The sequence below is a fragment of the Wolbachia endosymbiont (group A) of Conops quadrifasciatus genome (assembly GCF_964027015.1).
GTDB lineage: Bacteria > Pseudomonadota > Alphaproteobacteria > Rickettsiales > Anaplasmataceae > Wolbachia.
This window is the reverse complement of sequence record NZ_OZ034722.1, coordinates 268,549-295,277: the sequence shown is the minus strand read 5'-3', so window position 1 is coordinate 295,277 and position 26,729 is coordinate 268,549. Positions and strand designations below refer to the sequence as shown.

The following is a 26,729-nucleotide window of genomic DNA, read 5'->3' as shown; positions in this document are numbered from 1 at the left end:
ATATTGTTAAAGTAGGAGTAAAGTTATGACAATGAGCAATGATGAGTGGAGAAAAGTATTAACTGATGTAAATGCTTACGCAGATTATTATAAAAATAATATAATTACAAAAATACAGGAGAGGTTGCAATCATATCCTGAATACACAAAGTGGAAACAAGATAATTTTAACGTAAATCATAAATTTACTGTTTTTGATGAAACACTGTTATATTTAGCTGTTAAAAATGACTGTTTAGTATTGGTAAATATTCTATTAGGAATAGAAGGTATAAATGTTGATGCAGTAAACGAATATAATGGATATACTCCTTTGCATTTGGCTTGTGCAAATGATCAAACAGGAGTAGTAAATCTTCTATTGAAAAGAGAAGATATAGATGTTAATGCAATAGATAAAGATAAACATACTCCTTTACATTTGGCTGTTGAGAAGGGCCATATTGGTGTGGTAAATAATCTATTAGAAGTAGGAGCAGACGTTAATGTAGAAGATGAAAATGGAAAGACTACTTTGCACACGGCTGTTCAATTTGGCTGTGGAGAGGGAATAAAAGTTCTAATAGGAGAAGTGATGATAGGAGCTCTGATAAAAGCAGGGGCGAAAGTTAACGCAGAGGATAAAGATAAACATACTCCTTTACATTTTGCTCTGGATAAAGAGATGGTAAGAACTCTAATAGTATTAGGGGCAGATGTTAATGCAAAAGATAATCATGAAGAAACTCCTTTGCATATTGCTGCTAGAAATGGCCATATAGAAATAGTAAAAACTTTAATACTATCAGAGGCAGACGTTGATGCAGAGGATGAAAGTAAACGTACACCTTTACATTTTGCCCAGGGTAAAGAGATAGTAAAAACTCTAATAGGAGCAGGAGCAAATGTTAATGCAGAAGATAAGGATTGCAGTACACCTTTACATTTTGCTGGCAATAGAGAGGAAGTAAAGGTTCTAGTAGAAGCAGGAGCAAAGGTTAATGTGCAAAAGATAAGGATGGAAGGACCCCTTTACACCTTGCTGCTAGACGTTACAATAAGGAGATAATTGGGGCCTTAATAGAAGAAAAAAGAGCAGATACCGTCTAGTTAGTCAACAAGAAAATTACAAAATAAGGCAATATTTCATATAAGATTGAAAGTATTTTTTTTAACAATCAGCTAAGTAAACCTTCCTCCAACAGCTTTGCCCTGTAGTTTTTGATATGATCTGGATCAAAAGCCTTCTTTGAACCTTAGAACACCAAAAACAATATGGAGTAACTTATGCATCGCAGCTCCCACAATGGCCATATTATGCTTGCCTTTTTCTTTTAATCTCTTGCAAAAAGTCATAATAATAGGATTGTGATTTTTAACTACTATAGCAGGAAAATACATTGCCTTACGTAGTGTTCGTGAACCTGATTTACTTAATCTGGGCTTGGCATATACAGAGGAACCTGACGTTATATTTCGTGGTATAGCTCCAGCATATGCTGCCAATTGCCTGGCATTTCTAAAAGCTTTTATGTCAGGAACTTCAGCTAAGATAGCTATTGCTGATTCCTCTCCTATGCCTGAAATAGTTAATAGAAGTTGAAAATTTTCCAACAACTCTTTGTGTTGCTTTAATAGTTCACGTATGGAGTTTTTTATTGTTTCTATTTTTTGAGCTATATTCATTGCAAGGTCTTCCCAAGCATTTGTAACTTCTTTAGGCAGTCTCTCTTTTTTTTCTAAGTGGTTATTTACTAATGTCAATTCATCTTTTAACGCAGCCGAGCAACGATAAAGATGTTTTAATTTTTTTAACTCAGGAGAAGGTGGTGTCCAACGAGTTGGTTCCTGTCTTTGTCAGTAATCAGCAATAATTTCCGCATCGGTCTGATCATTCTTTTGTCGTACAAGCTTACTTCTTGCATAAGATCTTATGCAAGAAGGATTTACAACACTTACAAAATGTCCAGCATTGTGTAGAAATTCAGCCAGAGCTTCACTATAACAACCAGTAACTTCCATACAAGCTTTCACTTGCTCTACGTTATGTTTTTGTAGAAAGCTCTGCAGACCTTGAAACCGATTATCATCGTTCTTAAAGCTTCTTTTCCTAGTTTCACGTTTTCCTTTTTTACTTATAAATGAGAGAAAAACATCAAAGCGATCTTTTGATACATCTATTCCCAGAAAGTTGTTGATCATATATAACCCCATACGTTACCATTAAAAATGAAAAGTAAGGCTATTCTTGAGGATATAGAATTAGAACCATTTAGGTCTTTCTACGATACCTTCCAGCCTATACCTTTGAGAAGGGAGCTCTTATCTACTTGACAGATTTTATATCTAAGCCCTATGACAGAGTGCTTCCCTTCTCCATCTAATGCTTAAGCTTAAAACATTAGATGCTTTTTACAAGATACAAAACCCTTTGTTGAAGGATAATGATAATAACATTCCGAGCGATTTTGACAAAAATCATTATATAGTTCGGCATGTGAATTTTCTTTTATCTGAAGAAAGAATGAAACGACATGACCAACAGGGTAAAATATCCCTTGTTGCTTTCAGTTTAACAATATTGTTTGGTACTGCTATAACGATAACACTTTTTGCAACTGGAACAATTACAGCTGGGCTATATCCTGTAATAGGAGCAGTAGTTACAGTTGTAGCAGCAGCATTAGCGGTAGCTTATACTACAGTTAGAATGTTAGAACCTAGTACTAAAATGGATGAAATGAAAGAAGCGCAAAACGTAAATGGAAATGGGCAGGAAGTATCTCCTAATTAATTCCAATTTTGGGATCTCTTATTCCATTTTATCAACAGTTTGTTTTGCAGTATCAAACAATTTTAATCCTATAATCCCGAATGTAACTAAAATAAAGCATATTACTTCGAATAAATTAACTGGTTCATTAAATAGGTAAACTCCAAGTATCGAAGCTCCTATAGCACCTACTCCAGTCCAAATTGCATAGCATACTCCGATAGGTATAGAACGTATAGCGAGCGAAAGTAAATACGTACTAAGAGCCATGGAGAATATGCTAATTATTGATGGTACGAGATGAGTAAATCCATAACTATGCTTAAGTGTTATGACCCAGAACACTTCAATTAGTGACGATAAGAGTAAATATATCCAATTCATGCATAAATTTTAGGTTTAAATAGAGAGCTTTAGCCCTATGGTTCCTATTACAATTAAAATGATACATAAAACTTGAGATAAATTAATATTCTCTGTGAAAGCGGTTGCACCAATTATAGTTATTCCAATTGTGCATATTCCAGAGGAAACTGCATAGCATACTCTAATAGGTAGAAAGCATGCTGCAAGAGATAAAAAATAAATGCTAATGATCATAATTACCAATGTTGCAATCGAAGGCACAACCTTAGTAAAACTGTTACTAAACTTTAACGTTACAGCCCAAAGTATCTCTAGGATACTAGACAGCAACAAATATAATCAGCACATTTTCGTAACATTTCAATCTTGTATTGTAACAGAAATTGTTAGCTAAGGCTATACTAAAGTGCAATAGATCTCTCTTTCGAAATTGCTTTGAAAGCCAATATATTAAACTTAAAATAACATTCTAAAAAACTTTTCTATGAAATTCAATTCCTGTACGTCATTTGCTGCATAAAGAGGTGTAGTTTGTTGCTCAATACCTGGTATTTCTACAAAAACTTTGCCCACTTCTTGACCTTTTTTAATGGGTGCAGGTATCATATCTTTATATTCAATACGCACCTTAATTTGGTCATGCAATTTGCGGTTGTAAGTTATGGTAACATCGTTTGCAACTGTAATAGGCACTTTTTTATCTTTTCCATAGAGAACATTTACTTCCTCAACTACACTGTCTTTAGCAAATATTTTCTTAGTATTAAAATGATTTAAGGAGTATTGTATCAGTCTTTTTGCTTCTTCTATTCGCCCTTTCTCAGTGTCTAAACCATTTACGACAGCAAAAATTCTCCTATCATTTCGTTTTGCAGATGCTACAATGCCATAACCACCAGCATTTGTATAACCGGTTTTTAAACCGTCAACCCCAATGTCGTGAAAAAGTAGAAGATTTTTATTCTTTTGTGCAATTTCGTTATATGTCAAATATTGCTCAGAAAATAAATTGTAATATTCAGGAAAATCAGTGAAAATCCTTTTTGCCAGCATTACCAAGTCTTTTGCGCTCATAAAATGATCTCCATCTGGCCACCCGCTTGAGTTGACAAAATGACTGTCATTCAGGTTCAAATTTTGTGCAACCTCATTCATTTCAGCCACAAAATTCTCTTCTGATCCTGCAATACCCTCGGCTAGTGTTATGCAGGCATCATTACCTGAGACTATTGTAATTCCTTCGAGTAATTCCCTCACCGTAACGGATTGACCTTCTTTCAAAAACATAGAAGAGCCTTTTCTTTCCCACGCTTTTCTGCTTACTCGAAATTTATCCTCCATATTTATTATTCCAGCTTTTAGATAATCGAAGGCTATATATAAAGTCATTAGTTTGCTCATTGAAGATGGGGCCATTTTTTCATCGGAATTATGGTCAAAAATGAATGAGTCTGAAGCCAAATCTAAGACTAATGCTTGCTTTGCTTTGGTTCTAAACTGGTATGAGTATGAAGAAAAAGGAAGTATAAAAACTAATAGCAAAATTACCAATCTGCTTAACATATTTATAATTTTAAATTTACAGTGTACTAATTAATAGTATAATTTTACAGGGGCATTTCAATAGATCTCTTGCATAAAAATTCCTTGAAAAGCTTTGCCAGCCCCCTTATTGTAGTATTAAGGGTATTTATGACTCATTGTTTTTGACCTGCAGGCTCAATGACAAAATTCAGTAAAAAACTCAGGGTATTTATTGGCGGATTACATAAAATTATAGCGGCTGCATGTCTCTTTTATTTTTTCTACATTCAGCCAAATCGCGCTTATTTTAAGCGTTAGCACATTATTACAGCGCCAGTTTAAATTATTATAGGGTCAAAACTCGCACCACGGGGCTTCTTTTGCCTTTTTTTTCGCTTGGTAAATTTCTTAAATATCTTCTTAAATTTTATAGCTAATCAGTACTGGGATGACATTATAGGGGCACTGGGATGACACCCTGACAATCGTCATCCCGCTGCTTGTTAGCGGGATCTGCTGAGATACCGCGAATGAATTGCAGTATGATGTAGAGCTCGCGTCAGCTACTTTGATGACACCATTTACTGTCTTTAAAAATGAATGTTCTTACAATTGTGCGTCATGCGCTTTATTAAATATTTTACTTAAAAATCTAACTTCTTATTATACAAGAGATAAGCAATTCACTAATGATGAAAAATTATGAAAAGGGGCATAAAAAGCGCCTAAGAGAGAAAATTATTTTAGATAATGGACAATCATTACTTGATTATGAAGTTTTAGAGCACATTTTATATTCAGCATACAGTAGAATTGATGTAAAGCCGATAGCAAAGAGTTTGATAGAAAATTTTGGCAGTTTGAATAAAGTTTTTAATGCTGACCTGGAAGCACTGCAAAATGTTGATGGTGTCAGCAATGCAGCAATATCTGCCATCTTTTGTGTGAAACAAGCCTTTGTTCGTTCTGCAAGAGAAGAAATAAAAGACCTGCCTATAATCGATAACTGGGAAAAATTGCTTGATTATTTAAGAATAAGCATAGGAAGCCTCAATAAGGAAAATTTTCGCGTCATCTATATGAATAAAAAGTATCGTCTAATAGCGGAAGACCTGCAAAACGTTGGTACAGTAGATCAAACCCCTCTTTATGTCAGAGAGATCATCAAGCGCGCACTTTTGATTAGTTCAACATCCATTGTAATATCTCACAATCATCCAAGCAGAGATACACAACCTTCAAATAGCGATATATCTCTCACTAGGCAACTAGCAGAAGCTTGCCAAAGTATAGGAATAGAATTAATAGACCACATTATTATTACATTCAGTAGCTATTTTAGTTTCAAGGAAAATAGGTTGTTGTGAAAGCTTGTAGATTTTGAAATCCTTTTTATTGCACTCTTGTAATCAAGTTTCGTTAAAGGTCAGATTGAATGGTTAAATCTTCCACCCAAATAACCACACACTCTACTTGCTTGTTTGGATATATTTCTTGTACTAAGGTTTTATAGGTCAGCATTTGCTTTTTTATTTCATTTAATAAGGAAACAGAAACGTTACGGTGTGATTTGTAGTCAATTATGATCGCTTTATCTTGCGTTATGCATAACCTATCTAGTCGTACTAATACTGGTTCGCCATAGATTATTCCACTCAGTGTAATCTCTGATTTGTCTTCTAAGTCAAACAAATAACCATATTTTTCATTAAAGGCCAATATTTTACTGTAAATTTCATCCTTATCTTCACTGGTGTTTATATTGTCAAGATATTTTCTGACCCAGTTTTTTCTCCTTTCTTTTTCTATCTTGGGCATATACTGCAATATGCTGTGAATGATTTTTCCTCGGGTAAATCCTTCTTCTTGTTTACTCTCTTCTTCAATTACAACAACTTCTCTTAAAGCTGGCGGAAGCGAAATGACTGGAACGTCAAAATAATCACGTTTTTTATAAATGTAAGGGTAGTTTGCGTTCACACATAGCACTTCAACTTTTTCTTTAAATATTGGCTGTAAGTATGATTGTTTCTTTTCATATGGTTCTCCATACTGAGTGATTAGATCATACCAAGAGCCCTTTTGCACTGGCTCTTTACTTAAGATGTATAACTCATCTTCAGCACGTGTGAGTGCTACGTATAATAAACGCAAATATTCGTTATAATCCTCTAGTTTTTTCTCTCTTTTTACTTGATCACAATAAGCGTTATTGTTTTTTCCACACCAAAATGGCACTTCCGTTCCATCAAAGATAATGCTTTCACTGTTTCTTGGCACTGTGTTTGTATCAACCAAAAATACTATGGGAGCTTGCAGACCTTTTGATTTGTGAATTGTCATTATTCGCACAGCATTGCGTTCTGATTGCATATCATTCTTAATCTCCGGGTTATTTTCCTTGATCCACTGAACAAACGCTTGAAGAGATGGGTTTTCAAATTGCAACACAAGGTTCATAAATTCGTCTAGAACCTCGAAGCACTCAAGACCTAGCCTTGCAGCAAATTTCTTCTTACCTGTACGCAATATATGTGTAAATAGTGCAAGAGGAGACTCTATGCGAGATAAGTTAATGAGATAGTTTAATTCACTATAGATAACCACAGAATAATCCTGAATTCTTTCCCATAGTGAATGCTCTTTACGATCATATGCAATGTTAAATAAATCATTCTCGGTAAAATTAAATAGTGGTGATTTTAAAGCATTTGCAAGAGCTAGATCATTTGCCTGGAGGAGTAAAAATTCGGCCAAAGCTATTAAGTCCTGCACGGCTATATAGTCCATAATTCTAAAATAATCTCGGCCTACAACTGGCACGTTTGCTTTTTTAAGTTCGCTTATTATGTAATCAACTAACACGTTTCGTTGCCGTAACAGAATCACAATGTCCCTTGGCTCTATATAGCGATCTTTAGCGACTAAAATCCGCCCTTCGTTTAACCAATTGTGAATTCTGTTGGCTATTGTTTGAGCAAGTAATCGGTCTGTTATTATATAATTTTCCCTGCATGTCAGAGGAATTTGTAAAGCTCGCTGTTCTTTCTCTTTACACTTTGGTAACGCTGGCCAAATTTCAATATATCCTTGATCATTTTCTCTATGTGGAACATGTTTTATTTCATTATCAACAAAAGATATTTCTGCGCGGAAGTTATTAAATATTCTATCTACAAGCATTAAAACTTCTGGGGTTGAACGAAATGACTTTTCAAGTTGGCATGATATCCAATCTCTGCCACCAGTTTTCGTATGAAAGTATTGTTGCATGTAGTTGAATAGATGGGGATTTGCTCCTTGAAATCTGTATATGGATTGTTTTACGTCACCAACTACAAATAAGGTTCGCTTTTCATCATTACCGGCAAAAAATTCATCGCAGAGATTTGTTATAATTTTCCACTGGCTGATGCTATTGTCTTGTGCCTCGTCAACAAGGATGTGATCTATTTTTTGATCCAAGTTAAACAATATCCAATCTTTGTAGTTTGGATTGCTGAGAAGATTTGTTGCTAAGCCAATTATATCATTGTAGTCAAGCAGTGCGTTTTTTGATTTTTCGCTACTGTATAGATCAACATATACTTTAAATATACCAAGTAAGCTACTGGTTCTCTTGAATATTTGATAAGAGTTCATGTCTTTTATATGAGTAAACACTACATTCTGAACGCTCTCTATTATTTGCTCTGCATCTCTAAATTTTTCCAAAGTACTTTTTGTTGCAATGGATGATATGCTCTTTTTTTCGTTTGATTCCGATTTTAAAAAGACCTTGACTAGGTTTTCTACTTTAGTGTCATTCCAGCGCGTGACGCTGGAATCTACACTTCTTTTCTTCTGGATCCCAGTGTCAGCTACTTGGATGACGGGGAGCGATGTTGGGATGACAGATGGCTTTGTGCTGTCACACCAATCATAGAGCATTGCACTATAACTCTGATCTCTTTTACTGCCTTCACTTAATATCTCGGCTAATCTTTTTATGTGCTCAGTCGTTTCACTCTGTAAGTCATGAATTTCATCTGGAGCACTGAGTTTATCTTTGATATATTCTGAATCATTTTCTGATATCGATCTTTTTATACATAAAGTATAAAGCAAATCGCGTAGTTTATTTTCATCAATTTCAGTTGCAATAAGGTTGATATCATCCTGCACAGTTTCGTTATGAAGCACTTTATTGAATATGATGGAATGTAATTCTTTACATTCACTTAGCGTACAATTTGGGGCGATGCCAGCTTCTATGGGAAAGTTGGAAATTAATTTGTAACAGAAAGCGTGTATGGTTTGTATAGTTAGACCAAGATTTTCCAATTCAGAGAAAAGCCTTCTCGCTCTTGTTAAATAATCTTTATTTTCTCTGGTCGAACACTGGGATGACAAATAGGGGTGCTGGGATGACATCGGAAAGAAATCTAATTGTTCTAAATCTGCTATCAACACACTCTCTGAGCATATTGCCCACTTACTGAGTATGCTGTGAACACGATTCTCCATCTCATTTGCTGCAGCATTGGTGAACGTTAAGCAGAGAATATTTCTTTTGTTTTCTAATAAAAGTCTCAATACTCTGTCTATTAAGATTTTTGTTTTGCCTGTACCAGCGGACGCATTTACCCATACAGAGAAATTAGGATTTATGGCATTTTTTCTCATCAGAAGTGCGAAAACCTTATAGAAGTTGACTAAAATAGCATTATACATATAATGTAAAAATAGTCTTAGTGAAGATATATAATGAAAAGTTTTTGTGTAAAGGCGCCTGCAAAAATCAATCTTTTTTTGCATGTTGTAAATAAGAAGGAAACAGGATATCACTTGATTGAAGGTTTATTTGTCTTTGCTAATCTTTCTAATTTTTTGGAAATAAAAGTAGGTGAGAAGTATTCTAGATACGATAACTCTACAGTTGAATTTGTAAATTCCGAACTTAGAATTAATAACAGGTACAACACCGTAATGAGAGCAGTTAATCTATTGCTTAGATATGCTCCTGCGCGAACTAAAGTCATTGTAAAGGTTGTGAAAAATATACCAATTGCTGCGGGTTTGGGCAGTGGCTCCTCAGATGCTGGAGCTGTGGTACGTACGCTAGGGAAGCTGTGGAAGATTGATAGGACGATTTTAAATGAAATAGCTTTAAGCGTTGGTGCTGATGTTCCTGCGAGTATAGATAGCAAGCCAGTTTTTGTTAGAGGTATTGGTGAAGAGTTGTGTCCCATAAAAAAATTCTCTCTACCCACAAATATAGTACTAGTGAAGCCGAAAAAAAAGTTTTTGAGCACACTAGAGGTATTTTCCAAACATGAAGGAGAATTTTCTGAGCCAATTAAATGGAGCGATGACGCTGAAAAGGATTTGTTGAAGCTTCTTAAAGAGAAGAGAAACGATCTTCAAGAGATAGCAGTAAGTCTTGTACCTGAAATTCAGGATGTGATATCAACACTTGAGTCACAAGAAGGCTCTATACTTTCTCGCATGTCAGGCAGTGGTGTATCATGCTTTGGAATATTCGATAGTGAGGAAAATGCAAAAGCTGCTGCATTTAATATCAAAGAAAAGCAACCAGAATGGTGGGTATGTGAGACTCAATTAATAGTTTGACTTTATGGATATAACTCCCTTAATTTCCGAGAATAAAAATCTTATAAATGGTTACAGGGAAGGAAAATTTTTGGTGAATAATAGAGAATATTTCGGCTCAATTATAGTTTTTCCTGAAAAGGTGATTAAATTGAAAGAAAGTGATATAAATAGCAAGGAACATTTTAAATCTTTTTTAACAGAGGAAATAGAAATTTTGATAATAGGTACTGGTAAAACACGCAATATACTAAGTTCTTCAGTGAAGTCCTATCTTATGGAACAAAAAGGTTTAAATTTTGAATTTATGACAACCGGTGCAGCATGCAGAACCCATAACGTTTTAATATCCGAAGATAGATTTGTTATCAGTTATCTAATAGCCATATAGCATGCTTGAAATGTTTACCCAGGACTTTTTCATTAATAGTCTAGTTGCAGTAGTCATAATTAGCCTAGTAACAGGGGCTTTAGGATCGTTTATGATATGGCAAAGGTTATCTTATCTTGGTGATAGTTTGTCCCATTCTTCGTTGCTTGGTGTTGCACTTGCTTTAATCTTTAAGATTAGCCCATCGCTTAGCATAATGCTCATTGCAATTACATTTGCTATACTACTTTCTCTTAATTTTAACAGATTATATTCTGCTGATACGATATTGAACATTGTTACTAATGTAGTTTTATCATCGAGTTTAATACTTATGTCTTTTCTTCCATCGGGCAATAATAGTATTATTAGCTCACTGTTTGGTGATATATTAACGCTCGATCAAAGTGATATAATATTGATTTTTTTAATCTCTTTAATAGTTACTTTGATATTAATATTTAGATGGCGTTATTGGTTAATGATTTCAATTAATCAAGATTTAGCAGTAGTTGAGAAGATTAATGTTAATTTTGTTAGACTAGAATTTTTAATCACTCTTGCTATATTTATAGCAATTGCTGCCCAATTAATAGGAATATTACTCATTGCTGCATTTTTGCTAATACCAGCAGCATCTGCAAGGCTCATTTCGAAAACTCCAATGCAGATGATTATTGTTGCAACAGTTTTTTCTGTGATTTCTGGGATATCAGGTCTGATGTTATCTGCAAGTTTTGATTTGTTAACTGGACCTGCAATTATACTTGTTGCAGCCGTATATTTAATTATCGCTTATTTTATAAGGTTAGTATTAAGCAGGTTGGCTTGATTTTAGTCTCGAATGTTAATAATTTTGTAATACACTCATTATAAAACATCACCATCTTAGCACAAAACAGTCTTTGCTATATTATTGTTTATGTGCTAATGATAATCTGTTAGTTTTATGGAGTAAGCAATATGAGCGAAGAAAGATTTTTTTCTAAATATATAGTACAACCTATGAAAAATTTTTATAATAAGTGTGCTTCTTTTTGGAGGAAGGATGCGTCAGATGATGTGCAGAGTACGGCAGATGATATTGTACAAGAAAGCTCAGAGTCTTTGGATACTCATATACAATCAAATGAGAATGATATCATATAGATGGCATGAGGGTCATACCATCCAAAGTTAAAAAATTCCTAGAGAAACCTGATGCTTTAAGTGGTGTGTTAATTCATGGAAGTGATAACAGTAGGGTTGGTTTTTATGTACAAGAAATAATTGCCAATTTGGATGAGTATTCAGTTCAGGTGATGGATTTTGCAATAGTGAATAAGTCACCCGGTTTACTGTTTTCTGAATTGGCAAACATTTCGATGTTTACCAGCAAAAAATTAATTAAGCTGATAAATGTGAGTGGAGGTATATCCAAAGAGTTAAAAAACGTATTGGATTATAACGCAAGTGGTCACTATGTAATGATGGTAGCAAGTGATCTTCCATATAATTCTGCGACTAAAAGTTATATGGAGAGTTCAAAAATTTTTGGTGTGATTGCTTGCTATAAGGACAGCAACAGCAATCTTTATGACATTATATCAAGTTACTTAAAACAAAATGATATAAAATGCACAAATGAGATAATCTACCATTTGCAATCTTACTTTAATCATAGCAAGCTGCCTATATGTTCAGAACTTGAGAAGTTAGTTTTGTACTTAGGGAAGAGAAAAGACCTAAAACTTACTGATATAGAATTATGCTTTTCAACTTCCGGCAACGACTATGCTACACTTGATGATCTATGCTCTGCCATAGCAAGTAAAGATATGTCGCGCTTCATTAGAATTTCTGATGCATTGATATCGCAAGAAAATTTTTCACCGATAGCGCTAATTCGCATTATATCAAATTATTTCCTACGCCTTGAAAACGTTTTGCTGTCAGTGCAAGGTGGAATGAGTGAGCAGGCTGCGATTGATCAGCTAAGCCCTCCATTGTTTTTTAAACAATTGCAGAGCTTTAAATCTCATTTGAAAAGTTTGCAACTTTCAGAACTTAAAAAGATTTTGGAAGAATTGATAAGCTTAGAAGTTACCTGTAAAAAAACTGATTTAGATCATAAAATGATTTTTCAGCAGGTGATTTGTCATATTACAAATACAATTACTTGCTATAGCTAACAAAGATAAGGTGTAACCAGACTGCATTCTGTGATTTTTAGCAAAACACGATCTTTCATTTGAGCTTTCTTCAATTTAAAATAAATACAGAAAATTGCTGCCTATAGCTAAACTGACTTAGATTTACCGACAATTTGAAAAACCGTCATTCCGCTACTAGTTAGCGGATGAGATACCGCGGCGGTATGACGGTTCGCGGCGGCATGACGATAACCTCGTCATCCCGCTACTTGTTAGCGGGATCTATGCTAAGAGATACCGCGGCAGCATAGCTATAGCTATCTTCAAAAATATGGTTGAATAATTGTTAATAATAGTGTATAATTATTAATATTTTGTTCGGTAGAAGTCATAGTCCTATACCTCTTGTTTGAGTTTTGTTCTTATAACTTCCCCACAAGAACCTTGCATGCAGCTTTCCCGCACACGGCTCCACAATAATAGCATTCATAGCATTCGCTCTCATGTATATAAAGAATAGTGTATTTTTGGCTTTGGTAGTGGATTGACTAGTAAGTAATGGTTGAATTGCTCCCACTTCATACTTCTCTTTTGACTACGTCGGTTTATCCACTTAAATGCTAGCCTTGTTATCGATCGATAGAATTGACTTAAACATCGATAATTTCCGCTAATTCCGAAATAGCTATAGTGTCCTGTTAGTTTAGTTTTGAGTTTCTGCCACCATTCTTTAAGACGATCGTGATTTCGAATTCTCTTCATCCATTCTTTGATTTCTTTAATCTTTCTGGCTAGACTTGTTTTTACAGTTTTCTGTTTTATCATTAGTCTACCATTACGACTCTTTCCACAATAATGGGTAAATCCAAGAAATTTGAAGCTATTCTTTCTTCGTTTCTCTCTTTCTGCTTGATACCATTCTCTCTTGCCAAACTTTACTATTCTTGTTTTGTTTTCAGATATTTCCAATCCAAATTTTCTTAATCTTTGTTTCAGCAATTCCAAGAACTCTTTCGCATCTTCTTCCTTTTCGCAGCACACTACAAAATCGTCGCAAAACCTTATTAGCTGCATACTCACTCTGGATCTAGGTTTAAATTTCTTTTCAAACCACAAATCCAATACATAATGTAGGTATATTTTAGCTAATATTGGGCTTACTATACCGCCTTGTGGTGTACCTTGTTCGGTTGCTTCATAATGTCCAGCTTCAACTATTCCTGCCTTGAGAAACCGTTTTACTAACCACAATAAGTTGGGGTCTGTTATCCTCTCTCTCAGACATCTCATTAGCCATTTATGCTGAATATTATCATAGAACTTCTTGATATCCACTTCTACAATGTAATTAATTGGTTTGTCCATAACTGCTTTATTCAGTGTTTTGACCGCTTGATGACAGCTTCTTCCTGGTTGAAATCCATAAGAGTTGTCCAGAAAATTTGTTTCATAAATACTTTCTAGTATCTTCTTTAACATTATCTGTACCAACTTATCTTCTGTTGATGGTATTCCGAGCCCGCGTTTCTCTTTGCTCCCAGTTTTTGGTATATATACCCTTTTCACCGGTTGCGGTTGATACTGCTTTTTCTTCATGCTATCCACTAGAGTTCTAAGCTTCTCTTCAAGATTTTCTCCGTAAGTTTCCACTGTTACCTGGTCTATACCGCAAGCCTTGTTTCGTTTTAGTTCCTTATAGCACTCTGCAAGATTCTCTGCATTTATCAGATGCACTAACGATGTGAATTTCAATCGTTTATCTCGCTTCGCTCTTTCTACTATCTGGTCTAGTTTTCCTTGCATATTCCTCCAATCTCTGTTGTATTTGTATAGCAATCCCTATACCAGTTACTATATTGCTAACCGCTTCCCCTTGTATGTGGCTTTCCCACACTCTGAGTACTATCAGTTAGTCCGACTTCCTTCGTATCTTTCCCCAGTCCTCGCCTTTATTGACTTGTTCTAGAGTACCCTATTGGGAATACAAAGGATCTCCCAAGTTCACGTAAGTTCCATCTCAACACATGACACGGCCTTAGATCCCGATGGAGCAAGTGATATCTTGCCTTTTCGTTATCACTTATTTTGTCTTCCGCCTGCAAGAGAGCGTCAACCTCCATATCGTCAAAAATTTCGGGACTCAATACCTTTACTTTCGTTGCATCCTATATTGTCCCTTCTATTAGCCCTACTACGCTTGTTACCTTACGTAGCATAATAGTTCGTTCCAGATTGCTGGCTAGGCTTTACCTGAGTTAGATTTTCACCAACTGTTCCTTACGCACTTCTTGGCGCACCTTGCATATTATTTCTAAAGATTTTATCAGAGGTACTTCATTATTAATGGTTGCATTTATTGCCAGCTATTATGTAAATTCAATGTTTTTTTATACATTGTTCTTATGGTTTATTACTTTTTCTTCTTTTAGTATCTTGATGTCAAGGCGCCTTGTAACTTTAGCAGATAATCATGCAAGCAGTGAATCCCTTCTTTCTGGTCAATTGGTAGATTGCATAACAAATCACAACAATAGACCTGCTGCAAAAGGTGATTGAAAAAATAATGTGAGAGAAGTAGAAGAAGAATAAGCAGATTGAGTAAGGTAAAAAAATGAGCTTTAGTTACTATAACATGAAGAAACACCCAAGAAACTTTCGTAATATAACAGGTTTAACTATAGAGGAGTTCGAAAAGGTAGTGGAAAAAGTGAGGTCTGGGTGGGAAAGAGTTGAAAAACAGAAAAAGTGCCATGGTAGAAGATCACAACTACCAACTCTAGAAGATAAGTTATTTTGCGTAATTTTGTACTATCGCACTTACATAACACATAGATTTTTAGGGTGCCTGTTCAATGTGCACAACGCAAATGTATGTAGGTTACTGAAGAAAATAGAGCCATTACTTGCCAAAAAAGTTACTATAACAAAAGATAGAAGTATGACACCAGAAAAAATACTGAAGATTCTGGCTGATGTTACAGAACAGCAAATACAGAGACCAGAAGATAGTAAAAAACGGAAGAAATCATATTCAGGAAAAAAAAGAACCAACACTATGAAAACTGAGATTGTTATCGAAGAAGGTGGAAGAATTTTATCAGTGTCAAAGTCATATCGTGGTAGAATTAATGATTTTCGCATAAGGAAACAAGAAAAATATTTACCAATCGATAGCATAAAATATGCCGATTCTGGATATCAAGGTTGGCAAAAATTGCAAAGCAATGTTATAATTCCATATAAAAAGTATCGTAAAAAGCCATTAACTCCAGAGCAGAAAGAGCATAATAGAAGATTAGCATCATTTAGAATGAGAGTAGAAAATAAGATCCGTGAGATAAAGATATTTAAGATTATGTCTCATATTTACCGCAATTTTCAGAAAAAATACAACCTGAGGTTCAATATTATTGCTGGTATTGTGAATCTTAAGCACGCCTTTTAGTTAACCTTGATTTTAGTCACCCTCCTTTCCTTCTTTTTATTGCTTGATTCTCAGCAGGTCTTTAGATATAATCTTAAAAAACTTTCTGTACAAAAATGAAAATAAAAAGAGCTTTAATATCAGTATACGACAAAACGAATATAATTGATTTTGCATCGTTTTTAATGCAGCAACAAATAGAAATTCTCTCAACGGGAAATACTTACAAAGCACTATCTGATGCCGGAATAAAAACACAAGAGGTCTCAGATTACACACAATTTCCAGAGATACTGGGTGGTAGAGTAAAAACTTTACACCCTAAAATTCATGGAGGAATACTTTGCAATAGAGAAAAGCACAAAACGGAAATGCAAAATCTAGGTGTTGAGCCAATAGGCCTGCTTATAACTAACCTATACCCATTTTGGGAGACAGTAAGTAGCGGCTCAAATGAAGATCAAATTATAGAACAAATTGATATCGGCGGAGTGGCGTTAATTAGAGCTGCAGCAAAAAACTTTTGTTTTACTTCAGTTATTTCTAGCATTCAAGACTACGAAGCACTAAAAGCTGAGATGATAAAAAATAACAATGAAACAACATTGGAATATAGAAAACATTTAGCAACCAAAGCATTTGCTCTCACTGCACACTATGATTCTAATATTCACAGTTGGTTTTTATCCCAGAGTAAAAATAATGAGTTGCCAGAGTTTTTTGCACTATATGGACATAAAGTACAAGAACTCAGGTATGGTGAAAATCCCCATCAAAAAGCTGCATTTTATAGTAATCAATTTACCAAATATCCGCTAGAAAAAATACATGGGAAAGAGTTGAGTTATAATAATATAGTAGATATAGAGTCCGCACTTAACATAATTTCTGAGTTTAAAGAGCCTGCAGCAGTGATAATAAAGCACAATAACCCATGTGGCACTGCTGTTGGTGATAATGCTTTGGAGGCATATGAAAAGGCCCTATCGTGTGATGAAGTAAGCAGTTTTGGTGGTATAGTAGCTTTAAATCGGGAGATAGATTTAAAGCTAGCAGAAAAATTAAACGAGATATTTTTGGAAGTAGTGATAGCACCTTCAGTCAGCAATGAAGCACTAAAAATTTTGCAAAGAAAGAAAAATTTAAGAGTGATTATTCATAAATCTTTCCAACAAAATGTGAAATACCAAACTAAAAATGTTGTTGGTGGGTTTTTGGTGCAAGAAAATAATGACCACACAATAAAAGCAGAACAAGTAACAGAATGCACTGCAACAGAAAAAGAAAAGGAAGATCTTATTTTTGCCTGGAAAATATGTAAACATGTGAAATCCAACGCAATAGTTATAGCAAAAGATGGTTGTGCTATTGGCATCGGTGCAGGGCAAACAAGCAGAATAGATAGTGTGAACATTGCAGTAAAAAAAGCAGGTGAAAAATGTAAAGGTGCAGTGCTTGCTTCAGATGCATTTTTTCCATTCCCAGATAGCATAGTAGAAAGTGCAGAACATGGAATTACAGCTATAATTCAGCCTGGTGGCTCGCTGAAAGATCAAGATGTGATAAAAGCTGCAAATGAAAATAAAATTGCTATGTTTTTCACTGGCGTTCGCAGTTTTTTCCATTAGGCTTTGTGTCTTATGGCTAGAGATTTTTCCATATCATACCACCATAACTGTACGAACGTTGTGATTTGAGTCCACAAGGGAGGATGTCATTCAAGTAGCCTCCTTCCCCTGTCATCCCAGTGCCCTGACTACTTGGATCCAGATTGGACACTGAGCTGGTGAGTATAAAAGTATAGCTAACGCGAGCTCTACGTCATACCGCCGCGGTATCTCATCCGCTAACACGTAGCGGGATGACGATTCTTCAAATCGTCAAGGTGTCATCCCAGTGCCCTGACTACTTGGATCCAGAAAACTTAACTTTAAATAAGTGGCTGCATAATAAAGACTAGATTCCAGCGTCACGCGCTGGAATGACACCATTTTCGGTCTCTTAAATTGCTTTAGCTACAAACATTAAGAAATTTACCAGGCAGAAAAAAAAGGCAAAGAACTCCCGTGGTGCAAGTTTTGACTCTCTAATACTTTAAATTGGCGCTGTAATAATGTGCTGACGCTTAGTTTAAGCGCGGTTTGGCTGAATGTAGAAAAAATTTAAAAGACATGCAGCCGCTATAATTTTATGTAATCCGCCAAAAAATACCCTAAGTTTTTTACTGAATTTTGTCATTGAGCCTGCAGGTCAAAAACAAGTTTTGAGTCATAAATACCCTTATTATCATAATAAGGGGGCTGGCGGAGGGTGTCAAGGAATTTTCTTATTTCATTTAAATTGCTTGTAACCTTCTTATACACTCGTCTTTACCAAGAATCACCATGATATCGATGATTCCAGGTGCATCCATTACTCCAGTTATAGGGGCACGTAATGAGTGGTATACACCGCTTATTTTCATATCATGTGATTTTGCACATTCCTTGATCTGAGAAGATAAAAAACCCTTATTCCAATTTTCATCACCGATCTTTGACAGAAATGATGCGAGTAACTTAATTATATTGAGGTTAGATTTGACAATTTGACAAGCTTCTTCACTTAAATCAAGTGGCGGATCTTGAATATAAAATTTTGCTAAATCCAATAATTCGGTCAGGTAGTTTGCTCTTTTTTTCAGCTCTTTCAGTCCCTGCAGTAAATAGCCCTTTTTTTTGTCAGTTAGAGTATTTTCTCTAAGCATTAGAGTCAGAATATCTTCATTGTTCATATTACTAATATAGTGGTTATTCAAATGCTCCAGTTTTTTGAAATCGAGCCGTGCAGGTGAACGACCAATACTTTCTAAATTAAACCACTCTATTGCTTGCTCATCGCTAATAATCTCATCGTTGCCGTGACTCCAGCCAAGTCTCAGCAAGTAATTACGCATCGCTTTTGGCAATATTCCCATCTTTTCATAATCGCAAACACTTGTGGCACCATGCCTTTTGGATAGCTTATTCCCATCTTCCCCATGGATAAGCGGCACATGTGCAAAGCGTGGAATGTCAAAATCAAGAGCCTGGTATATTAGCAGGTGTTTAAAGGTATTAGTGAGATGGTCAGAGCCACGTATTACATCAGTTATTCCAGCATCATGATCGTCAACCACTACGGCAAAAATATATGTTGGAGTGTTATCAGAGCGTAAGATCACTATATCATCAAGCTGCTCGCTACTTACTTTGATTTGGCCGTATATTTTATCATCAATGACGATCTCTTGCGAGTCTGGCACTTTAAAGCGGACAACAGGCTTTACGTTTGATGTCACACTAATACATTTGTGCTTATATATTTTTCCTTCTTCTCTCGCTTTTATTTTCCCTTCTGTCTCAGGGCAATAACAGTGATACGCCCTACCCTTCTCAACTAAAAGGTTTGCTACTTCTTTATGCCGCTCTATTCTTTTTGACTGATATACTATTTCTCCATCATAACTCACACCGAGCCATTTTAGCCCTTCTATAATTGCATCAATTGCTTCTTGTGTTAAACGTTTTCTGTCGGTGTCCTCAATCCTTAGCAAAAACCTGCCACCATGGTGCCTCGCGTAGAGCCAATTAAATAACGCAGTACGAGCCCCTCCAATGTGCAAAAACCCTGTTGGTGATGGAGCGAATCTAGTGACTACGTCTGGCATGTTATTGTTACAGTAAAGTATAGGCTATTATACCCAAAATCCACGTTTGTAACAATTTAGAATTACTATAAATTATTTATCCTGAGAGATTAAATTTTATTTATTTTTAATAAATCGTGCTGTATAATTTAGTGTTGGTTAATAGTTAGGTATGTTATGATCGGATCTACAGATGAGATAAAAAAATTTCTCTCAGTTAATGAAGCTAATGTCAGCTGGCGTTACACCGGCCCATTTGATAAAACAAGACAAATAGTACAGGCAGATAATCTCTTGCATCTAGCTGCAAAAATACAAAACAAAGATAAATTTCTAGACATTTGCAGGAAGAACATTCCTTCTGTAACTGCGCATAATGAATATGGAAATAATCCATTTCATGAAGCAGCAAGGAGTGGGATTTTGCTGCCTGCAGTAAAAGAGATTGTGCATTACTTAGAGACGGAAGCTGATAACAAAATTACAAAAGCAGAAGAAGCTGGATATCGGAAAGAAGTAAGCAGATTGAAAGAGGAACTCAAATGTAATAAAAAATATATTAAAGATGCGCTCTGCAGTAAAGACCATGCTTTTAATAAGAAAAGGGAAACTCCTCTTTATTACTTAGATGCTGCACAACAGAAAGAAATTAAGCAAATCGCAGACATAAAAGACAGCTTTATATGTAATCAGAAGTTTCACCTGTGTTTATATATAGTAGGGGCTATAGCGTGTATTGCTGCATTGTGTTTATCTTTATATTTTCTGTATCTATCTTCTCAGACTTTTGCACTAAGCTCGATGGTTGCAATAGCTTCTGGCGGAGTCACATACCTGTCAGTTAAGGCATGTAACGAGATACATGCCTTGCATAACGAAAGCACTTTAGTGGAAACTAATGTACAACTTGCAGGAGAAGGTTTGGGTGTTTGATGAAGCTAGAAATTACTTGCAGGCAATTATATAGGAATGTACTTTCTTAAGAGTGATTCTTAAGAAAGTATATTTATACGATGACAGAAAAGAAGTACAGTAAGATTTTAATAGCAAACAGAGGGGAGATTGCCTGCAGGATTATCAGAACTGCCCATAAGATGGGTATATCTTGTGTATGCGTATATTCGGATGCGGATATAAATTCTGTGCATGTAAGGCAAGCAGATGAGTCGAGGTATATTGGCCCTTCGCCATCTTGCCTTAGTTATTTAAACATTGAAAAAATATTCGAGGTAGCAGTTGAAACAGGTGCGCAGGCAGTTCATCCTGGCTATGGTTTTTTAGCAGAGAATCCAGATTTTCCACGTGCTCTGCAAAAACACAATATAGACTTCATCGGTCCCAGTGCAGAAACAATAGAAGTTACAGCCAACAAAATAACAGCAAAAGAAGCGGCAAGAAAAGCTGGAGTGAATGTAGTGCCAGGATATATGGGTAAGATCAGCGATGCTGCCCACGCAGCTCAAGTTGCTGAAGAGGTCGGTTTTCCCGTTATGCTCAAAGCTGCATCAGGCGGTGGTGGCAAAGGAATGCGAATTGTAAATTCCAAAAAAGAAATTGAACTAGCGTTCACATCAGCAACAAATGAAGCAGAGAAAAGTTTTAAGGATGGCAGTATCTTTATAGAGAAATATATAGAACTACCAAGACATATTGAAATACAAATCATAGCAGATAAATATGGCAATATAGTGTGTCTTGGAGAAAGAGAATGCTCGATACAAAGGAATAACCAGAAAATAATGGAAGAAACGCCAAGTCCATTCATTAGTGAAGAAGTAAGACAAAAAATGTATGTCCAATGTGTTTCTCTGGCAAAGCAAGTTGGCTATTTTTCAGCAGGCACTGTTGAGTTTGTTGTAGATAAAGACCAAAACTTCTATTTTCTTGAGGTAAATACGAGATTGCAAGTTGAGCATCCAGTAACAGAATTTATAACTGGAATAGACATAGTAGAAGAAATGATTAGAACTTCCTGTGGAGAGAAATTGAGATTCAATCAGGATGATATTAAACTTACTGGTTCTGCAATAGAAAGTAGAATTTGCGCTGAAGACCCATCGAAGAAATTTTTCCCTTCCAGCGGAAGAATAAAATATTACGATAAACCGGATGAAAATGATTATGTAAGAATAGATGATGGAGTTGCTGCAGGTTCAGAAATTAGCACGTTCTATGACTCAATGATTGCAAAAGTTATAACATATGGAAAAGATAGAGTAGAAGCGATCAGTAGAATGCAAAAAGCATTGTCTGAATGCTATATAGAAGGAGTAACAAATAATATAGAATTTCTAGAATCCATCTTCCATCACCCAAATTTTATTGCAGCAAAGCTCCATACGAGATTCATTCCAGACCATTACCCTAGTGGGTTTCACGGCGATTTTGTTACAGAGGAGTATATTAAAATATTTATTTTCACTGCGTTATATGTTTATTTGGAAAATGAAGAAAGGTACCATCATAAAGCAGTGAATGAAACACCTCAGGTGTCATTCCAGTGCGTGACAATGGAATCTAGTAAAAAAGAAGGGGCACCAGTATCAGCTACTCGGATGGCAGGTGACCGTGCAAGAGATTTATTCATAGTGAATATAAATGACAATGAGTACTCCGTAAGTGCAAGATATCAAGATAATATATTAACAACAGTATATAACCACAATACATACTCTGTAGTAGGCAAGTGGAAATCAAGTCATAAGTTACTATATATTACAATTAATGATGATGCTGATATAACATTTAAAGTAGAAAAACAAGGCAGCAAATACTTCATAAGACATGCAGGCATGAAAGCTGAGTGTTGTATATTTAAGCCTCATGTAGCTGAATTAAGTAGGTTAATGCTAAATAATGAAACAGAAGGGATTTCAGCAGATGCTGTAAAATCCCCAATATCTGGCTTATTAGTTAAGTTGCACGTAAATATAGGAGATCAGGTAGAAATAGGACAACCTTTATTTGTGGTGGAGGCAATGAAAATGGAAAATATCATATGTGCTGAAGCAGCAATGGTGATAAAAAATATTCTCGTTCAAGAAGGAAAAAATGTGCAGATTGGTGATGTAGTATTAGCTCTGCTTTCTTAAATAACACAAGAAGTATAAACTTGACCCAAACAAGATAAATGAAAACACTTGATGAGCTATGGCAATGGCTATTGGTATGTGCAATAATAGAGTAATTACACCCAAAATAATCTGAATGATAACGGAGAGCAGCATAATATATACCGGTTTTACGCTAGCATTTTTTACTGTGAGTATTACTACCAAAGCTAGTATTAGCAATGCCAGTGCTCGATGTATAAATTGCACTGTCGCTCTGTTCTCAAAGATATTCAGCCATATAGGGTGTAAGAAAAATAAATCTTCTGGAACGATTTGTCCGTCCATTAGTGGAAAGGTATTGTAAATCAAACCAGCATTTAATCCCGCAACAAACGCACCGAAAATTATTTGTATTACAATTAGGGCCAAAATCATCCCTGTGTAGTATATAGTGTCACTACTAATCTTAAGTTTAGTTTGCTTTGGCCTGATTTGGTAATCAAAAAATTGATATGACAATAATGCAAAGACAATTAATGCTAATAATAAGTGAAGTGCAAGCCTATAGTGGCTAACATGAGGTTCAGTTACTAAACCACTTTTAACCATATACCAACCAGCAAAAGCTTGTAAAGCTCCAAATAATAATGCCACAAATAGCCTTATTACTACCTTTTTAGATATTTTTCTTCTTAATGTAAAATATATAAATGGCAGGACAAAAACTAAACCTGTTAGTCTTGCAACCAATCTGTGTAAATATTCTATTAAGTATATAGCCTGAAATTCCTCCATACTCATACCATAGTTGAATGCTTTATACTCAGGTGTAGTTTCATATTTTAATTTTTCTTGTAGCCAATCTTGTCCACTCAGTGGTGGCAATGTTCCAGTGATGGGTTTCCACTCCGTGATTGACAATCCTGCTTTTGAAAGTCTGGTAAATCCACCAATCCCCACCATGAGAATTACCATAATACAGCAGAGAAAAAGCCAAATAGCTACAGGTTTTGATTGCTTTTGTTCCATAAACCATGCTGAGTTTTGTTCCATCGCTCAGGGTAAAGAATAAATTCCCACAAGGCAAGAAAAGCTGCAACACTATGTAGCAGACTATAGACCGGAAAAAATATCGATACTATATAAAAATAAAAAGGCATCTTTTGCTGTTTGACAGCTATTACCAAAAGAATCAGGTTAGTAACGTATACCACTACAAAGTAGTACAAAAATAATTCATTTAAAACTTTAGTTAATATCAATGAAAGCAGTAAAAATGGAGTAGTAAAAAATATAAAAGCTGCAGAGCCAACAAAAAGATTCAATAGCAAAATTCCCTTAAATCCAGTGTGTTTATAAAGTGACTTTATATTTTTTAAATGAACAATATAAGTTTGCATATAGCCTTTGATCCAGCGCGCTCTTTGCTTAATCCAAGCAAATACAGCAATTGGTGACTCTTCCAATGTTTCTGAGTCAATCATCCTGGTTTTATATCCCATTTGCGCAAGTCTCAAACCAAGGTCAGCATCTTCGGTAACACTTATAAGCATCCCAGAAAAACAATTTTTTTAGAATTTTTACTGAAAAATGATTACTGCTACCACCCAAAGGCATTGGCATGTTCATTTTTTGGAATCCAGGCAATAAGTATTGAAACCAGTTCATATACTCCAGAGAAAAGGATTTTGTGAGAAAATTATAATCACAATTATAGTAATTTAATTTCGCCTGTACACAGGCAAGCTTATCGTCGCCCTTATTAAATCAATCAGTGCTTTTTTTAACTGCAATGGGTCTGGTTTATCGTCCGCATCATATATTACTGCATACTTTCCTCTAGCAAAGCTCATAGCATAATTGCATGACTTGGCTTTTGTTCTAGGCAAAGAATGAGGCACTTTTATTACTTCAAAATACTGCGGTAAAGTGTACTTTTCTATAGCTGCTAGCGTTTCCTGGTCATCACTTTCTACCTGAAGCTTCACATCTAATTTCGATTTTGGATAATCCAAACTTTCAATGCTTTCGATCAATTGCTCTATCACTGCACTTTCTTTAAAAGCAGGCAATAAAATAGTATATATAGGAAAATCTTCTTCATTCAGCTTACTATAATCCACTTTTTGGTTGGAGGTTTCACATAAGTTAAAAATTGTAGCTATAAACTTGAATAAATAACTAGAACATCCGATTATAAATATCAACATCAAAGCAAAATATGTATATTTCTCTGTTAGTGTTAAAATTGAAGTTAAAATAAAGAAAGAAGCAAAAAATATTGAGCTTAGTTTAATGCTTTTAGCTGAAAAATTAGCATTCTTGTAATATAAGTAGTTGCTTGCAAATTCTGAAATACCAAAGTGCGAGTTAATAAGATTTAAAATCTGTTCGCTATTCACTTTTATTAATACATAGTCAATACCGTAATGAGCTTCGACCCAACGGTTGATATCTCGGCTTGTGTCTTCAACCATAAAAAAAGTAGTATCATTTAATTTTTGCCAAGGAATCATATTAAATTTATAGTAAAAAAGTTTCTCTGGCCCTTTGCACAAACTAGAATAAAACTTAATTTTTTTTACATTATCAGCTTGAAGTATAGGCAATTGTTGCATTAAACCTAATGCAATTTTTTATTTAAGTCACGTGAAAATGAAGATATGACCTCGCTACTACGCTTATCATCTTTACGTTCATGCATTATTTTTTTTACAGCATCAGCAGCTATATTCGCTGTGTTAGCCTGTAAATTTCCAAGAGCTTTTTCAACTTGGTCAGTGACTTTCTTCAAGTTAGAATAGGCATTGTCATCTAATGTCTGATCTAGCTGCTGTCTATTGTGCTTAATGATACTATTAGCTTTATCAAGTGCTTCATTCATAATTTTATTAACTTCTGTATCTAATTCTTTGTATTTTTCAGAAGATTTTTTGTAATACTCCAACATATCTTTCCTGAATTTTTCAGTTTCTTCACTTGAAAATTTGCTTTTGTTACGCTTATTGTTAAGCGCATTTTTTATCACTTTCTTTAGCAATTTATACGAAAGGACAAAACTTACCAAGAAGGAAAGACCGATAATCAGTGATGTAGACATAAAAACCCCTAAAATTCTTTGGACACCAAGTCAGCAACAAACTCCTCTTCAATTTCAGAATTGGTCAATTTAGTATAATAAATTAAAGCAATACTAGTAGCCATTTGTTTTAACTGATCAGTATATTCAGATTTAAATTCTGCCACTTTTTCTTCAATAAGCTTGCTCTTTTTTTTGTCTTCCTCTTCTAATATATTCTTAACATTAGCTCTCATTTCTTCTACCTGAGCAAGTGCATCATCTATGATTTTTTTTGCCTGTATTCTAGCTTGGTTTAAAGCAGCATTATACTTGGCAATCTGATTTTCCGTAAGTCTTAAAAGATGAATAGAACTATTAAAAGAACCCAATACTTCTTTACTTCTAGTGCTTATTATTTCATCTAACTTTGGTAAAAACAAACAACTTACTATAAAAAAAAGTGAAGAGAAAAAAATTAAAAACCAAAAAACTTGAGAAAAGAAGGTTGAAACATCAAGCTGTGGCATGTGTTAAGCAACAAATATTAACAATAGCGCAAGTAGAAACGCAAATAATCCCATTGCTTCAACTAAAGCTGCTCCTGTATAGACATATTTTTTCATTTTATCTTCTGATTCAGGGTTTCTTGCAAGCCCATTTAACATAGTAGAAAATATATTTGCCACACCCAAAGCTGCTCCGAGCATTCCAAATATAGAAAAACCAATCGCTACAAATTTTAAAGCTTCTAAATCCATATATTACCTTTAACTATTTCTTTATAGTAT

23 protein-coding genes and 3 pseudogenes are annotated in these 26,729 nt (G+C 35.0%); 14 read left to right on the top strand and 12 right to left on the bottom strand.

Annotated features, from left to right (window positions below; all coding sequences use genetic code 11):
* Window positions 1–25 precede the first annotated feature (25 nt).
* Together AAGD69_RS01480 and AAGD69_RS06945 are read left to right on the top strand one after the other, a co-directional pair.
* Window positions 26–1,048 carry an ankyrin repeat domain-containing protein gene (locus AAGD69_RS01480; protein WP_341812337.1) on the top strand — a complete coding sequence of 341 codons (1,023 nt, stop codon included), beginning with the start codon at window positions 26–28 and terminating at the stop codon, window positions 1,046–1,048.
* Window positions 1,033–1,089, top strand: a pseudogene (locus tag AAGD69_RS06945) (hypothetical protein); the annotation flags it as partial. The gene AAGD69_RS01480 and the pseudogene AAGD69_RS06945, both read left to right, overlap by 16 nt.
* A gap of 68 nt (window positions 1,090–1,157) precedes the next feature.
* Here the strand turns inward: AAGD69_RS06945 and AAGD69_RS01475 are convergent.
* Window positions 1,158–2,181 (bottom strand): annotated as a pseudogene (locus tag AAGD69_RS01475) (IS110 family transposase).
* A gap of 181 nt (window positions 2,182–2,362) precedes the next feature.
* Between AAGD69_RS01475 and AAGD69_RS01470 the strand changes: the two are divergent.
* A complete protein-coding gene (locus AAGD69_RS01470) occupies window positions 2,363–2,773 on the top strand; it encodes a hypothetical protein (RefSeq protein WP_341812336.1) in 411 nt (136 codons plus the stop codon).
* 18 nt (window positions 2,774–2,791) lie between these two features.
* On the opposite strand, the gene AAGD69_RS01465 is transcribed toward AAGD69_RS01470, so the two are convergent.
* From AAGD69_RS01465 to AAGD69_RS01455, 3 genes are all read right to left on the bottom strand, one after another.
* Entirely contained in the window at window positions 2,792–3,136 is a 345-nt protein-coding gene (locus tag AAGD69_RS01465; protein WP_341812335.1) for a multidrug efflux SMR transporter, read from the bottom strand.
* A 15-nt stretch (window positions 3,137–3,151) separates the two neighbouring features.
* Window positions 3,152–3,448 (bottom strand): DMT family transporter, encoded by a 297-nt coding sequence (locus AAGD69_RS01460; RefSeq protein WP_264735666.1) that lies wholly within the window; start codon window positions 3,446–3,448, stop codon window positions 3,152–3,154.
* A 126-nt stretch (window positions 3,449–3,574) separates the two neighbouring features.
* Window positions 3,575–4,681: a D-alanyl-D-alanine carboxypeptidase family protein gene (locus AAGD69_RS01455; protein WP_341812334.1), complete on the bottom strand. Its 1,107-nt coding sequence runs from the start codon at window positions 4,679–4,681 to the stop codon at window positions 3,575–3,577.
* A gap of 653 nt (window positions 4,682–5,334) precedes the next feature.
* Here AAGD69_RS01455 and radC point away from each other — a divergent pair.
* Window positions 5,335–6,009 (top strand): RadC family protein, encoded by a 675-nt coding sequence (radC, locus tag AAGD69_RS01450; RefSeq protein ID WP_341812624.1) that lies wholly within the window; start codon window positions 5,335–5,337, stop codon window positions 6,007–6,009.
* Between the two features lie 52 nt (window positions 6,010–6,061).
* Here radC and AAGD69_RS01445 read toward each other — a convergent pair whose 3' ends face one another.
* Window positions 6,062–9,307: a UvrD-helicase domain-containing protein gene (locus AAGD69_RS01445; protein ID WP_341812333.1), complete on the bottom strand. Its 3,246-nt coding sequence runs from the start codon at window positions 9,305–9,307 to the stop codon at window positions 6,062–6,064.
* Window positions 9,308–9,388: 81 nt separating this feature from the next.
* Here AAGD69_RS01445 and AAGD69_RS01440 point away from each other — a divergent pair, with 81 nt between their 5' ends.
* The 5 genes from AAGD69_RS01440 to holA all read left to right on the top strand — a co-directional run bounded on the left by AAGD69_RS01440 (window position 9,389) and on the right by holA (window position 12,775).
* The gene (locus tag AAGD69_RS01440; protein ID WP_341812331.1) at window positions 9,389–10,255 is read left to right on the top strand and encodes a 4-(cytidine 5'-diphospho)-2-C-methyl-D-erythritol kinase; all 867 of its coding nucleotides are present in this window, start codon (window positions 9,389–9,391) and stop codon (window positions 10,253–10,255) included.
* Between the two features lie 4 nt (window positions 10,256–10,259).
* Window positions 10,260–10,625, top strand: a complete 366-nt coding sequence (locus AAGD69_RS01435; RefSeq protein WP_341812330.1) for an Mth938-like domain-containing protein — start codon at window positions 10,260–10,262, stop codon at window positions 10,623–10,625.
* 1 nt (window position 10,626) lies between these two features.
* On the top strand, window positions 10,627–11,436 hold the full coding sequence (locus AAGD69_RS01430; RefSeq protein WP_341812329.1) for a metal ABC transporter permease: 810 nt from the start codon (window positions 10,627–10,629) through the stop codon (window positions 11,434–11,436).
* A 131-nt stretch (window positions 11,437–11,567) separates the two neighbouring features.
* A complete protein-coding gene (locus AAGD69_RS01425; RefSeq protein WP_341812328.1) occupies window positions 11,568–11,753 on the top strand; it encodes a hypothetical protein in 186 nt (61 codons plus the stop codon).
* Between the two features lie 5 nt (window positions 11,754–11,758).
* Window positions 11,759–12,775 (top strand): DNA polymerase III subunit delta, encoded by a 1,017-nt coding sequence (gene holA / locus AAGD69_RS01420; protein WP_341812327.1) that lies wholly within the window; start codon window positions 11,759–11,761, stop codon window positions 12,773–12,775.
* 462 nt (window positions 12,776–13,237) lie between these two features.
* Here the strand turns inward: holA and ltrA are convergent, their stop codons facing one another.
* Window positions 13,238–14,539 (bottom strand): group II intron reverse transcriptase/maturase, encoded by a 1,302-nt coding sequence (gene ltrA / locus AAGD69_RS01415; RefSeq protein ID WP_341811720.1) that lies wholly within the window; start codon window positions 14,537–14,539, stop codon window positions 13,238–13,240.
* A 540-nt stretch (window positions 14,540–15,079) separates the two neighbouring features.
* Between ltrA and AAGD69_RS01410 the strand changes: the two genes are divergently transcribed.
* From AAGD69_RS01410 to purH, 3 genes are all read left to right on the top strand, one after another.
* A complete protein-coding gene (locus tag AAGD69_RS01410) occupies window positions 15,080–15,292 on the top strand; it encodes a hypothetical protein (RefSeq protein ID WP_341812298.1) in 213 nt (70 codons plus the stop codon).
* Between the two features lie 76 nt (window positions 15,293–15,368).
* Entirely contained in the window at window positions 15,369–16,181 is an 813-nt protein-coding gene (locus tag AAGD69_RS01405; RefSeq protein ID WP_410529859.1) for a transposase family protein, read from the top strand.
* Window positions 16,182–16,276: 95 nt separating this feature from the next.
* Window positions 16,277–17,788 carry a bifunctional phosphoribosylaminoimidazolecarboxamide formyltransferase/IMP cyclohydrolase gene (purH, locus tag AAGD69_RS01400; RefSeq protein WP_341812325.1) on the top strand — a complete coding sequence of 504 codons (1,512 nt, stop codon included), beginning with the start codon at window positions 16,277–16,279 and terminating at the stop codon, window positions 17,786–17,788.
* Between the two features lie 707 nt (window positions 17,789–18,495).
* Here purH and gltX read toward each other — a convergent pair.
* Window positions 18,496–19,848 carry a glutamate--tRNA ligase gene (gltX, locus tag AAGD69_RS01395; RefSeq protein ID WP_341812324.1) on the bottom strand — a complete coding sequence of 451 codons (1,353 nt, stop codon included), beginning with the start codon at window positions 19,846–19,848 and terminating at the stop codon, window positions 18,496–18,498.
* Window positions 19,849–20,004: 156 nt separating this feature from the next.
* On the opposite strand from gltX, the gene AAGD69_RS01390 reads away from it, so the two are divergent.
* Window positions 20,005–20,760 (top strand): ankyrin repeat domain-containing protein, encoded by a 756-nt coding sequence (locus AAGD69_RS01390; protein WP_341812323.1) that lies wholly within the window; start codon window positions 20,005–20,007, stop codon window positions 20,758–20,760.
* 80 nt (window positions 20,761–20,840) lie between these two features.
* Window positions 20,841–22,919: an acetyl-CoA carboxylase biotin carboxylase subunit gene (locus tag AAGD69_RS01385; protein ID WP_341812322.1), complete on the top strand. Its 2,079-nt coding sequence runs from the start codon at window positions 20,841–20,843 to the stop codon at window positions 22,917–22,919.
* On the opposite strand, the gene AAGD69_RS01380 is transcribed toward AAGD69_RS01385, so the two are convergent.
* The 5 genes and pseudogenes from AAGD69_RS01380 to AAGD69_RS01360 all read right to left on the bottom strand — a co-directional run bounded on the left by AAGD69_RS01380 (window position 22,902) and on the right by AAGD69_RS01360 (window position 26,699).
* Window positions 22,902–23,933 carry a COX15/CtaA family protein gene (locus AAGD69_RS01380; RefSeq protein WP_341812321.1) on the bottom strand — a complete coding sequence of 344 codons (1,032 nt, stop codon included), beginning with the start codon at window positions 23,931–23,933 and terminating at the stop codon, window positions 22,902–22,904. The two genes, AAGD69_RS01385 and AAGD69_RS01380, sit on opposite strands and share 18 nt — an antisense overlap.
* Window positions 23,882–25,489: pseudogene (locus AAGD69_RS01375) on the bottom strand (glycosyltransferase family 2 protein). Before AAGD69_RS01375 ends, AAGD69_RS01380 begins: the two are co-directional and overlap by 52 nt.
* A 14-nt stretch (window positions 25,490–25,503) precedes the next feature.
* Window positions 25,504–25,980, bottom strand: coding sequence for a hypothetical protein (locus tag AAGD69_RS01370; RefSeq protein ID WP_341812320.1), 477 nt, complete (start codon window positions 25,978–25,980; stop codon window positions 25,504–25,506).
* Window positions 25,981–25,988: 8 nt separating this feature from the next.
* Window positions 25,989–26,468: a hypothetical protein gene (locus AAGD69_RS01365; protein ID WP_341812319.1), complete on the bottom strand. Its 480-nt coding sequence runs from the start codon at window positions 26,466–26,468 to the stop codon at window positions 25,989–25,991.
* Between the two features lie 3 nt (window positions 26,469–26,471).
* Window positions 26,472–26,699, bottom strand: a complete 228-nt coding sequence (locus AAGD69_RS01360; protein WP_265026588.1) for a F0F1 ATP synthase subunit C — start codon at window positions 26,697–26,699, stop codon at window positions 26,472–26,474.
* Window positions 26,700–26,729 lie beyond the last annotated feature (30 nt).